10 protein-coding genes are annotated in these 10,921 nt (G+C 61.2%); 3 read left to right on the top strand and 7 right to left on the bottom strand.

Features of this window, described 5'->3' with window-relative positions; translation table 11 throughout:
- Nucleotides 1-337: 337 nt before the first annotated feature.
- Both pdxH and norR read right to left on the bottom strand, forming a co-directional pair.
- On the bottom strand, nt 338-985 hold the full coding sequence (gene pdxH, locus KGA82_RS25865) for a pyridoxamine 5'-phosphate oxidase (RefSeq protein ID WP_223453073.1): 648 nt from the start codon (nt 983-985) through the stop codon (nt 338-340).
- 78 nt (nt 986-1,063) lie between these two features.
- The gene (gene norR / locus KGA82_RS25860; RefSeq protein WP_223453072.1) at nt 1,064-2,593 is read right to left on the bottom strand and encodes a nitric oxide reductase transcriptional regulator NorR; all 1,530 of its coding nucleotides are present in this window, start codon (nt 2,591-2,593) and stop codon (nt 1,064-1,066) included.
- 155 nt (nt 2,594-2,748) lie between these two features.
- Between norR and ytfE the strand changes: the two genes are divergently transcribed.
- Nucleotides 2,749-3,423, top strand: a complete 675-nt coding sequence (gene ytfE, locus KGA82_RS25855) for an iron-sulfur cluster repair protein YtfE (protein ID WP_008029646.1) — start codon at nt 2,749-2,751, stop codon at nt 3,421-3,423.
- A 108-nt stretch (nt 3,424-3,531) separates the two neighbouring features.
- Here ytfE and KGA82_RS25850 read toward each other — a convergent pair whose 3' ends face one another.
- Both KGA82_RS25850 and KGA82_RS25845 read right to left on the bottom strand, forming a co-directional pair.
- Nucleotides 3,532-3,969 carry a CopD family copper resistance protein gene (locus KGA82_RS25850; RefSeq protein WP_223453074.1) on the bottom strand — a complete coding sequence of 146 codons (438 nt, stop codon included), beginning with the start codon at nt 3,967-3,969 and terminating at the stop codon, nt 3,532-3,534.
- 28 nt (nt 3,970-3,997) lie between these two features.
- Nucleotides 3,998-5,188, bottom strand: coding sequence for an NnrS family protein (locus KGA82_RS25845; RefSeq protein ID WP_223453071.1), 1,191 nt, complete (start codon nt 5,186-5,188; stop codon nt 3,998-4,000).
- Nucleotides 5,189-5,658: 470 nt separating this feature from the next.
- Between KGA82_RS25845 and KGA82_RS25840 the strand changes: the two genes are divergently transcribed.
- A complete protein-coding gene (locus KGA82_RS25840) occupies nt 5,659-6,342 on the top strand; it encodes a Crp/Fnr family transcriptional regulator (protein ID WP_008029654.1) in 684 nt (227 codons plus the stop codon).
- A 5-nt stretch (nt 6,343-6,347) separates the two neighbouring features.
- Nucleotides 6,348-6,530, top strand: coding sequence for a protein DnrP (locus KGA82_RS25835; RefSeq protein WP_223437169.1), 183 nt, complete (start codon nt 6,348-6,350; stop codon nt 6,528-6,530).
- 136 nt (nt 6,531-6,666) lie between these two features.
- Here KGA82_RS25835 and KGA82_RS25830 read toward each other — a convergent pair whose 3' ends face one another.
- From KGA82_RS25830 to KGA82_RS25820, 3 genes are all read right to left on the bottom strand, one after another.
- Complete coding sequence (locus tag KGA82_RS25830; protein ID WP_223453068.1) at nt 6,667-8,508, bottom strand: nitric oxide reductase activation protein NorD; 1,842 nt, start codon at nt 8,506-8,508, stop codon at nt 6,667-6,669.
- Nucleotides 8,509-8,586: 78 nt separating this feature from the next.
- A complete protein-coding gene (locus tag KGA82_RS25825; RefSeq protein WP_008029660.1) occupies nt 8,587-10,014 on the bottom strand; it encodes a cbb3-type cytochrome c oxidase subunit I in 1,428 nt (475 codons plus the stop codon).
- Nucleotides 10,015-10,017: 3 nt separating this feature from the next.
- Nucleotides 10,018-10,458: a c-type cytochrome gene (locus KGA82_RS25820; RefSeq protein ID WP_008029662.1), complete on the bottom strand. Its 441-nt coding sequence runs from the start codon at nt 10,456-10,458 to the stop codon at nt 10,018-10,020.
- Nucleotides 10,459-10,921: the final 463 nt, after the last annotated feature.

The following is a 10,921-nucleotide window of genomic DNA, read 5'->3' as shown; positions in this document are numbered from 1 at the left end:
CAAAGAGCCAGGTCGGCTTTCAGGCCGCCTCGGCGGCTGTGGCGGTAGTCGCCCCCTCGAGAGGCCGAGTGGAGGTTCTGCGCAGTGGGCAACCCGGCATGGATGCCGGGTTAGCCGCCCCCGGCCAGGGATGGCCGATGGCGGCGGGCCCACGGAGCAGGACCGGAGCGAGGGCATGGCGAGCATTAGCGAGCCACCGAACGAAAGGGGCAAAAGCCCTTTGGTTACTTTGGGGCTTTTCCAAAGTGACTCGCCGTAAGGGCGAAACCAATAGCCGCCATCACCGAAGAAACGGATACACACACCAACAAACCCACCCCACCATTTTCCATCAGGCTCAAGGCGCCAGGCGGCTCCGTTTCCAGACACCCTCATGCAAGCGGTAGTCGATACGGTCATGCAACCGGTCCGCACGCCCCTGCCAAAACTCCAGGCGCTCAGGATGCAGACAATAGCCGCCCCATTGCTCAGGTCGCGACACAGTCTGCCCGACGAAGCGTTTGATCGTGTCAGCCAACAGCAATTCAAGCGCTGCCCTACTCGCCAGCGGACGGCTTTGCGGCGAAGCCCAGGCGCCGAGACGACTGGCCATGGACCGGGAATCAAAGTACTCATCCGACAACGCCGGATCCAGCCTCGAGACGCGACCTTCGATACGCACCTGCCGCTCCAGCCCCGGCCAGAAAAACGTCATGGCGGCATAAGGATTGGCGGCCAGTTGCTGGCCCTTGTCACTCTGGTAATGACCGAAGAACGTAAACCCTTCCTCGCTCAAGCCCTTGAGCAACAGGACACGACAGTGCGGCCGCCCTTCGCTGTCGACCGTCGCCAGCATCATGCTATTGGCTTCGACAGGCGCGCTCTCGGTGTCGCGGGCCAGTTGCAGCCATTGGCGAAACATCACCAAAGGGTCATCCAGCGCATGCTCGTCCTGCAAACCATACAGGGTGTAGTTGCGGCGCATTTGGGCCAGGGAAAGCGGCATGACAGTGATCTCCGGAAGGTTTTGCTCAGTGTGCGAGGCACTGCGCCAACCGACCTTGACCGCCATCAACAGTGTCGATTACTTGAGCCGCAGACGCCGCGCCAGTTTGTGCAAATTGCTCGGATCGACTTCCAGAATCCGCGCCGCGCTGGCCCAGTTTTCCCCGGACAGGCTCAGGGCCTGGAGAATTTTCTTGCGTTGATAATCGTCGACGGCTTCACCCAGCGGCTGGAATGGCAGATCAGCCGGAGCGGCGTCGCAAGGCTCAGTAACAACCTGCGGTGCGCTCGGAGCACTGTCGAGATCAAGAATCTCGGGCTCCAGCGTCATGATCAACGCACGACTGCTGCCGCGACTGAGCTGCTTCAAGGCGGCACGACTGATCACATGCTCCAGCTCGCGCACGTTGCCCGGCCAGGTATACGCCAGCAACGCGCGTTCCGCCGCCGGCGACAGACGCAAGCCACGCAGGCCGAGCCGCGCCCGATTGAGCTCAAGGAAATGCCCGGCCAGCATCAACACGTCATTGCCGCGTTCGCGCAACGACGGGATCGGCACCGGGTACACCGAGAGCCGGTGATACAGATCAGCCCGAAACAGGCCATCGCGAATGCTGTCCGGCAAGTGCCGGTTGGTGGCGGCGATGATGCGCACATCGACATGCAGCGGCTTGTCCGCGCCCAGGCGCTGGATCTCGCCGTTCTGCAAGGTGCGCAGCAATTTCGCTTGCACACTCAATGGCAACTCACCGACTTCATCGAGGAACAGCGTGCCACCGTTGGCCGCATCGAAGCGCCCGGCACGGTCACCCGTGGCGCCAGAGAAGGCGCCTTTGACGTGTCCGAACAATTCACTTTCCGCCAACGACTCGGGCAGGGCCGCGCAGTTGACCTGAATCAGCGGCTTGTGGCTGCGCCGCGACAGACGATGCAAGCGCCGGGCGAACAGTTCTTTGCCAACGCCGGTTTCGCCCAGCAGCAACACCGGCAGATCGGAGTCGGCCAACACGTCCAGCTCATTGAGTAGCTGATGCAACACCTCACTCTGCCCGAGGATCTCGCCCTCCTCGACCGGCATTCGCAAATCCTGAGGATCGCTGCGAGACAGGCGCAAGCTGCGGTTTTCCTGTTCCAGGCGAGTGACCCGCACGGCTGCTTCGATCTGCAAGGTGCAGCGCTTGAGCTCCTCCCGCGCACGGCTGTCGAAGGTTCCAGCGTGCAGCGCATCAAGGGTGATCGCGCCCCAGATCCGCCCCTCGACATACAGGCTCACGCCCATGCAGTCATGCACCGGCAGCGGTTCGCCGATGTGGTTGTCGAGCAATCCGTCGTAAGGATCCGGCAGGCGACTGTCGGGCTCGAACCAGACGGGTTCGCGCGAGGCCATGATCGCCGCCAGCCGAGGATGCTGGGCGATGACGAACCGGCGCCCCAACGCTTCATGCACCAGCCCCACCGTCGCCACGGGCCTGAGGCTGTCGTCATCCAGACGCAATAAACCCACCGCGCCACTGTTGAAGTATTGGCGCAGGGTCTGGACCAGTCGTTGCAACCGTACGGCATTGGGCAACTCGACAATCAGGTCGGCCGCCAGGCTTTCACGCAGCATGGTTTTAATTACCCTCTATGGTGGGATTCACCCTAATGCGTCAGGGTGCGCATCACCACAACTAAAAATAAATTCATACTTATCAATCAGTTAAATATGGCACGCTGGATGCAACAAGCCAGGAGAACCGTTGAAACCCAAGCAAGGAACCCCTGATGAGCCAGACCCTACTGGAACAAAGCCTCGGCCAACTGGCCTGCGACATTCCCGGCGCCACCCGAATCTTTCACAACTTCAAACTGGACTTCTGTTGCGGCGGGCATAAAAGCCTGCGGGAAGCGGCCCTTGGCAAAGACCTCGATCCGCTGCTGATTGCCGATGCCCTAGAAACCCTGCAAGACACCGGCGAAACCCAGCACGACTGGCGCACCGAAACGTCCGAGGCGTTGATTGCCCACCTCCTGACGCGCTACCACGCCCGCCACCGCGAGCAACTGCCGGAACTGATCCGCCTGGCCCGACGCGTCGAGCAAGTGCACGGGGCGCGCAGCACCTGCCCCAACGGCCTGGCCGATCTGCTGAGCGACATGCAGCAAGAACTCGAAGGCCACATGCTCAAGGAAGAACAAGTGCTCTTCCCGATGCTGCAACAAGGTATCGGCCCGCAGGCCGCACCGCCGATCCAGGTGTTGCGTTTCGAACATGATCAACATGGCGAAGCGCTGGAACAGATGCTCGCCCTGACCCACCACATCACTCCGCCAGCGGATGCCTGCAACACCTGGCGCGCACTCTATCGCGGGTTGCTGGAATTCAAGGACGACCTGATGCAACACATTCACCTGGAAAACAACGTGCTGTTCATCAACGCCCTGAACCCACACCACTGATCACACTTTTCGCGAGCAGGCTCGCTCCCACAGGGATCAACATTCCCCTGTGGGAGCGGGCTTGCTCGCGAATGGCGTCGCCTCAGAACTACCGGCTTTACAGCGCCATCAGCCGTGCCAATAGAACATTGCCTTGGCCAGGATCACGATCAACACCATGTGCCCGAGAATGCTGCGGCGAATCCAGGTCGCGCGGGTCGTGGACAGCCGCGCGCTTTTCAGCCAATACGCCAGCAGCAGGTAATGGCCGATGATGCTCAGGGCCAGGATGATTTTCAGGCTCAGCAAAGTGCCAAAACTGCTGGCCAGCGGCTGGCTCAAAACACCGCGGTGTTGCCAGGCGAGCGCGATGCCGGCGCCATACAACAGCAACACCACACCGTGCAGCACCTTGCGCGAGCGCACGGCAATCGCCTGATCCGCCGTCACTCGCGCCGCTTCTACCAGCGGCTGGCGGGCGCGGTGCCAGATCACCACTTCGAAAAACAGCGTGCCGATGAAGGCGATGGCTGCCAGCAAATGCGTAATCAACAAAAAGGGATACATCATCGCCCGCCTCCATTCTTTGGCCTGCTCATCCCGGATGACCGTCGACCCGGGCCCGCAGCAGCATCGGCCCATAACGCCAGGCGTACAGCGCAAACGCCAGCGTCCAGCACAGACCGGCCAGCCACAGCGCCGGCAAAGGGAAAAACACAATCAACACGACCCGACTCAGACACGCCAGGTTGAGCAAAATGAACGCCAAGGTCATGCCCGACGGTGGCTCCAGCGCACGGCCGGTATGCCCGAGCGTTACCCGCGCGATCATCGCCAGCACCAGACCGCCCATGGCGCCGATTGTCAGGCAATGCACTGCCAGGCTCGGGTTCAGCGGTACGCCGAAATGCCACAGCGCCATGCCGAGACAAGCCACCGCCAGCCAGCCGTAAGCCAGGTGCAGCGACCACAACAACGGCACGCGCCACAGGCCGCGATCTTGCCAGCGCACCAGGCGCACCAGATGCCCAGCCCCCAGCATCGCGAACAACAAACCTACCCAGACATTGGCGTTGAGCGCAGGGCCGACGGCATACAGCAACGCCACCAGTGGCGAGCCAATCAGCAGCAGCCAATCCAGCCATGGCCAAGGGGCAACAGCGTCAACCCGGCCGAGGCCGCGCTGGGTGAAGAACGGAATCACGCGCCCGCCGATCAACCCCATCATGGCCGCCACCAGCCAGATGCCGGTCAGCACGCCCTGACGCTGCCAGCCTTCATGACCTGCGACCAGCCCCGACACGGACAACCCGTCGGCCCCGGCCAGCAACAGCAGGACCACCACAATCGGGTAGTTACGCTTTTGCCGCACCTTCCACAACGTGAAGCCCATCAACGCCGCCACCGCCAGCGGGAACGCCATTTCCAGCACCACCAGCAGCGGCCACGGGGCATTGACCAGCCACGCCACGCGCGCCGCCAACCACAGCAGCGCCAGCGCGGCCAACGGTTTGCCGCTGAGGCCGGGGCGACCGGTCCAGGTCTGTACGGCCGTCAGCAGGAAGCCCGCAATAATCGCCAGCCCGAACCCGAACAGCAATTCATGCCGATGCCAGCCCAGCCAACCACCGGCCGGCTGCCACGCGGACAACGAACCACTGAAGGCTGCCAGCCAAAGCGGGATGACCAGCACGGCCAACAGGCCGCCCGCGAGGAAGAACGGCCGAAAGGCCAGACGTAACAGCGGCGCGATGGCCATCGCTTTACGGCGGTCAAGCACTTGCATAAAGCCACTCCTCTACCTTGTTGCTGACCTGGCGCCAACCAGCGCGCGAGGTAATTCCGGGTGCAATCATCGGGTATTGCCGAGCAATTGCCTTTGTCGCAGATCAAGTGTGCAAGGGCCGTGCCCCCGCTCCAGATCAACGGCTGGCGGCACTTCCTAGCTGTAACGGTAGCTGATGCAGGGTAAAAATGACCATTTGAAGGTTGTTTTTACCCTAAATGCATGGGTCTTTTTTACCCTGTCCGTCTACAACCCCAATAAACAAAGGCCTTCAGGCATGGCCCGCGTTTTGCTCAAGCCTCGGGAACTCAAAGCAAACTCGATCCCGGGAGTCCTCATGAAAAAAGTCGTCCAGCCACTGGCCTGGTTTGTGGTGTTGACCTCCGTCCTGGCGGTAGCCAGCGGCATCTCCCTGGGCCTTGTCTGATTCTTGATCGCAAGCCACTCCTCAACCTTCAGGATGAATTCCCATGGTGCTTCATCGCGTCCATCACCAGATTTTGCGCAGTCATCACTTGTTCGAGCCGTTGAATGAAGAACAGCTGGATGAATTGATGAGTACCAGCCAACTGCTGAGCATCGACAAAGGCGAGCCGTTGTTCCGTCAGGGCGAGCCGGCCGATTCGTTCTATTTCGTGATTGCCGGGGCGGTGAAGATCTACCGCCTGACACCCGACGGGCAGGAGAAAGTATTCGAGGTGCTCAGCGATCGGCAAACCTTCGCCGAAGCGATGATGCTGATGGACACCCCCAACTATGTGGCCTCAGCCGAAGCGGTCTGCCCTACCCAGCTCTACCGGTTATCCAACAGCACCTACATGCGCTTGCTGCAGAACAACAGCCGGCTGACCTTCGCGCTGCTGGGCAAGCTCTGCGTTCGCCTGCATCAGCGGGTCAACGAAATCGAAACCCTGTCACTGAAAAACGCCACCCACCGGGTCGTGCGCTATCTGCTGACGCAACTGGTGCGCCAGCAAACCATCGACAGTCAATTCGAACTGCCGATGGCCAAGCAACTGATTGCCGGGCACCTGTCGATCCAGCCGGAGACGTTTTCGCGCATCATCCGCCGCCTGATCGATGAAAAAATCATTACCCAGGACGGCCGCCAGATCGCCATTCTTGATCGTCCACGCCTGGAACAGTTCGAGTGAGCGCCATGCCCGTCTGCCTGTATTGCCAACACGCCAACCCCTCCAAAGAAACCGAATGCCGCCACTGCGGCATGCCCCTGCCGGCACTGGCCGAACGCGCCGGGGAGCGTCGGCAGCATCGGTTCATGTGGTTCTGCATCGGCCTGACGGTTTTTTGCGTGGCGATGTTTTTCTGGCTGCCGCGTTGATGCTGCGCGACGCACTGTAGGAGCGAGCCTGCTCGCGATGGACCTGAGGACGACGCGTTGAATCAGGACGTACGCGTTATCGTTAACCTCCATCATCGGAACGCCGCCCGAGACAAGCTCGCTCCGACAGGAAGGGTCATGGCTGGGTCAACTGGCGATACAACTGCGGTAAGCGCAGAGGCAGTTGTTCGGGCTGGCGGATCAAGGTGTAGCCATTGGCGCCGAACATGTACGGCAAGTAGTCCCCGGCCTCGCGATCAATCGTGATACAGAACGGCGTCAATCCCTGGCGCCGCGCCTCCCGCACCGCCTCGCGGGTGTCTTCGACACCGTAGCGGCCCTCATACAAATCCAGATCATTCGGTTTGCCGTCGGTCAGCAGCAGCAACAATTTGCTGCGTCGTTTGCTGGTGCCCAGCAGTTTGGTGGCCTGGCGAATGGCGGCGCCCATGCGTGTGTAATAACCCGGCTTGAGCCCCTGGATGCGACCTCGGGTGTTGTCGTCATAACGCTGGGTGAACGACTTGAGTTCCTGCATGCGCACTTGCTGGCGACGCAATGAGGAAAACCCGTACAGGGCAAAATCATCACCCAGCACCGACAGGGTTTCGCCGAACAGCAGCAGGCTGTCGCGGATGACGTCGATGACACGATGTTCATCGTTGAGATGGGCGTCGGTGGACATCGACACATCGGCCAGCAGCAGGCACGCGAGGTCGCGGCGGGTCTGGCGTTGTTCCATGAACAAACCCCGTTCGGCGCACTCGCCATGCTCGCGTTCAACGTGAAAATCCAGCCAGGCCTGCATGTCCAGTTCAGAGCCCTGGGGTTGCTGGCGTAACCACTGGCGGTCGTTGCGCAGGTGTTCGAACTGGCGGCGCAAACGTCGCGCCGAGGTCTTGAGCCGTGGCGGCAGCGGCTGCGCTTCACAGTCGCGCGGCACCATCATTTGCAGATTGACGAAGCTGTCCTGCATCCGTTGCTTGCGATAGTCCCACTCCGGCAACTTGATGCCCTCGCCCAAGGGAATATCGTCGACATCGGCCGGCGGCAGATCCAGGTGCAATTTGAGACCGCCGCCCTTGCGCAGACGGGTGCGCGACAGCGTCAGTTCGTCCAGGTCATCGGCGACCCGGGCGGCGTCCGGGTCTTCGCTGTCGTCCGACCAGCGATCCAGATCCACGTGCTCGGTCCAACTGAACAGGTTCTCCAGGCGCACCACCAACAGCCCGCCATCACGGGTACTTTCATCGATCCGCGTGGCGCGTTTGCGTCCGCTTTTCTGTTCACCGGGTGGCGTGGTCAACGACTCTTCGGATTCATCGCCCAGATCGGCTGCCTGCGCACTGCCGAAATTTTGCGGCGGGTACAACCACAACGGCAGCGGCCAGGCTGCACGTTCGCTACGAGGAAAATGCTCGACACTGCCCGGCTCACGCAACGCCTGGCATAACGCCCGCTCCAGCGCGGCTTCGCTGCGGTTCAACGAGGCCGGATCCGGGCGTAATTGCAGATGCGCATCGACCAGGCGTTGATAGCGGACGCGCAACGCAGGGAAGCGCTGCAACAGCTGTTGCGTCCAGCGCTGATTGTCCCGCCCCCAGTGACGCATCGGCCCGGCCTGCGCCGCCAGCAGCGCGAGCCAACGATAGAGTTCTTCGTTCAGAGCGACGTCAGGAAACACCGCCAGGCTCGACGGCAGCCGAAGATTCGCCGCGTCGCACCACGCCAACGGCACTTGTTTGCAGGTGCCGGCGATCTGCTGCAACACGTTGCGCCGCAGCAGCAGATCGCGGTCGCTGGCGGCTTCGACGCCGACACCGTTGGCACCGCCCATGGCGCGAAACAACAGCGCCAGCGGGCGTTGCTGGCTGATCAGCTCAACGCGTGCCTCGGGGAAATCCGCACTGGCGCGCCGGGTGATGAAACGGTGCCAGACACTGCCGACCCACTCTTCCAGTTCAACGGTAAAGGCCATGGTAGTTGCCCTTTTTCCAAAGCAAAAAAACGGCCCGCTGTCTCAGCCGGGCCGACTTTTTCTAGCCGTTATGCAGGCTCATGACGGAACCACGGCAGCCGGGGCGCGCAAAGCGGCGCGGCCACGTTGCTTGAAGCTGAACAAGTAGCAGAGCAACCCGGCGAAGAAACCCACACCGGAACCCAGGCGGGCCCAGAACAGCACTTGCAAATGTTCGACCGTGGACATGAAGGGCAACGCGATTCCGTCGGCCTGCCAGCGTTGCAGGTAGACCTGCACGACACCGGCAGCGGTGAGGAACAATGTGATCATCACCATCGACAGGGTCATCAACCAGAAGCCCCAGATCTCCAGCGTCTGCGAACGCTCGTCGCCGGCTTCACCCAAGCCGCGCAAGCGTGGCATGGCGTAGCTGATCAAGGTCATCACGATCATCGCGTAAGCGCCGTAGAAGGCCAGGTGACCGTGAGCCGCCGTCAGTTGCGAACCGTGGGTGTAGAAGTTGACCGGGGCCAACGTGTGCAGAAAACCCCAGACGCCCGCACCGAAGAACGCCGTGACCGTGGTGCCCTTGGCCCACAGCGTGGCCGCACGATTCGGGTGTTGCCGACGACGGTTCTTCACCATGCTGAACGCGAAGATCACCATGGCCAGGAACGGCAGCGGTTCCATGGCGGAAAAGATCGAGCCGACCCACAACCAGACCTCGGGCGCACCGATCCAGAAGAAGTGGTGACCGGTGCCGATGATCCCGGTAATCAGCGCCATGGCGATGATCACGTACAGCCATTTCTCCACGACTTCCCGGTCTACCCCGGTGATCTTGATCAGCACGAAGGCGAGCATCGAACCCATGATCAATTCCCACACGCCTTCCACCCAAAGGTGCACCACCCACCACCAGTAAAACTTGTCACGGGCGAGGTTGCCGGGGTTGTAGAAGGAGAACAGGAAGAACACCGCGAGCCCGATCAACCCGGTCATCATCACCATGCTGACGGTGGTCTTGCGACCTTTGAGCAGGGTCATGCCGATGTTGTAGAGGAAGCCCAGGCACACCACCACGATACCCATCTTGGTGATGGTCGGCTGTTCGAGGAACTCCCGGCCCATGGTCGGCAGCAACTCGTTGTGGGTCAGCCTGGCCAGGCCCGCATACGGCACCAGCAGGTAGCCCAGGATCGTCAGCACACCGGCGGCGGCGAACACCCAGAACAGGAGGATTGCCAGTTTCGGGCTGTGCAGCTCACGGTCGGCCTCTTCCGGGATCAGGTAGTAGGCCGCGCCCATGAAGCCGAACAGCAGCCAGACAATCAACAGGTTGGTGTGCACCATCCGCGCCACGTTGAACGGAATGATCGGGAACAGAAAGTCTCCGATCACGTATTGCAGGCCCATGATCAAACCGAACAGCACCTGACCGAGGAACAGGATCAGGGCAAACACGAAGTACGGTTTGGCCACGGCTTGCGAGGCGAATTTCAGATGTGGATTGGCAATGCTCATTGCTCAGCCCTCCTTGTTTGGCGGCCAGCCATTGGTGTTGATGTTCGAGCTCCATTTGAGGAACTCGGCGATGTCATCCACCTCCTGGTCACTCAATTTGAACTGAGGCATCGCGCGCCGGCCCGGTACGCCCAGCGGCTGCATTTTCATCCAGGCATGCAGGAAAGGTTTGAAGCCCTGCTCCCCGCCGCGCCGCTGAAAGACGTTGCCCAGCTCAGGCGCAAAGTAGGCGCCCTCGCCCAGCAGCGTGTGGCAGCCGATGCAGTTGTTTTGCTCCCAGACTGTTTTGCCGCGAATCACTGATTCGGTTAACTGCGCTTCGTTACTGCGCACCGGGAAGGTCTGTTCCGTGTGGTAGGTCAAGGCCAGGAATACCAGGAAGAAGAAGATGCTTCCCCCGAAGTAGATGTTCCTGGCCATGCCTTTGGTGAAGGTCTCTGACATGGTCGCTTCCTCTTTGCTTGGCCCGTCCATGATAGGAAGCGAAGGGTTGAAACCTGCTTGATGGCGATCAAGAAACTCCGATGGTTTTGCTCGGGTATTGCCGATGGCGCAGATCGAATGCGGGAGCGTTTTTGTGTCAGGTGGTTTGTTTTTTTGAAGGGGGGGGCATATCCGTTTTTGCGGTGATGGCTGGTATTGGTTTCGCCCTTACGGCGAGTCACTTTCGAAAAGCGCGAAAGTAACCAAAGCGCTTTTGCCCCTTTCGTTCGGTGCCTCGCCTAGGCTCGGCATGCCCTCGCTCCGGTCCTGCTCCGTGGGCCCGCCGCCATCGGCCATCCATGGCCGGGGGCGGCTAACCCGGCATCCATGCCGGGTTGCCCACTGCGCAGAACCTCCACTCGGCCTCTCGAGGGGGCGACTACCGCCACAGCCGCCGAGGCGGCCTGAAAGCCGACCTGGCTCT

It is taken from the genome of Pseudomonas sp. BF-RE-22, from assembly GCF_019956155.1.
GTDB classification, from domain to species: domain Bacteria; phylum Pseudomonadota; class Gammaproteobacteria; order Pseudomonadales; family Pseudomonadaceae; genus Aquipseudomonas; species Aquipseudomonas migulae.
This window is presented reverse-complemented; position numbering and strand designations above follow the sequence as displayed.

What these genes read in the sequence shown, in the direction of transcription:
- KGA82_RS25830 (WP_223453068.1), bottom strand. Translation starts at nt 8,508, where the DNA reads ATGGCCTTTACCGTTGAACTGGAAGAGTGGGTCGGCAGTGTCTGGCAC.
- KGA82_RS25835 (WP_223437169.1), top strand. Translation starts at nt 6,348, where the DNA reads ATGCCCGTCTGCCTGTATTGCCAACACGCCAACCCCTCCAAAGAAACC.
- KGA82_RS25840 (WP_008029654.1), top strand. Translation starts at nt 5,659, where the DNA reads ATGGTGCTTCATCGCGTCCATCACCAGATTTTGCGCAGTCATCACTTG.
- KGA82_RS25825 (WP_008029660.1), bottom strand. Translation starts at nt 10,014, where the DNA reads ATGAGCATTGCCAATCCACATCTGAAATTCGCCTCGCAAGCCGTGGCC.
- norR (WP_223453072.1), bottom strand. Translation starts at nt 2,593, where the DNA reads ATGCTGCGTGAAAGCCTGGCGGCCGACCTGATTGTCGAGTTGCCCAAT.
- KGA82_RS25850 (WP_223453074.1), bottom strand. Translation starts at nt 3,969, where the DNA reads ATGTATCCCTTTTTGTTGATTACGCATTTGCTGGCAGCCATCGCCTTC.
- ytfE (WP_008029646.1), top strand. Translation starts at nt 2,749, where the DNA reads ATGAGCCAGACCCTACTGGAACAAAGCCTCGGCCAACTGGCCTGCGAC.
- KGA82_RS25845 (WP_223453071.1), bottom strand. Translation starts at nt 5,188, where the DNA reads ATGCAAGTGCTTGACCGCCGTAAAGCGATGGCCATCGCGCCGCTGTTA.
- KGA82_RS25820 (WP_008029662.1), bottom strand. Translation starts at nt 10,458, where the DNA reads ATGTCAGAGACCTTCACCAAAGGCATGGCCAGGAACATCTACTTCGGG.
- pdxH (WP_223453073.1), bottom strand. Translation starts at nt 985, where the DNA reads ATGCCGCTTTCCCTGGCCCAAATGCGCCGCAACTACACCCTGTATGGT.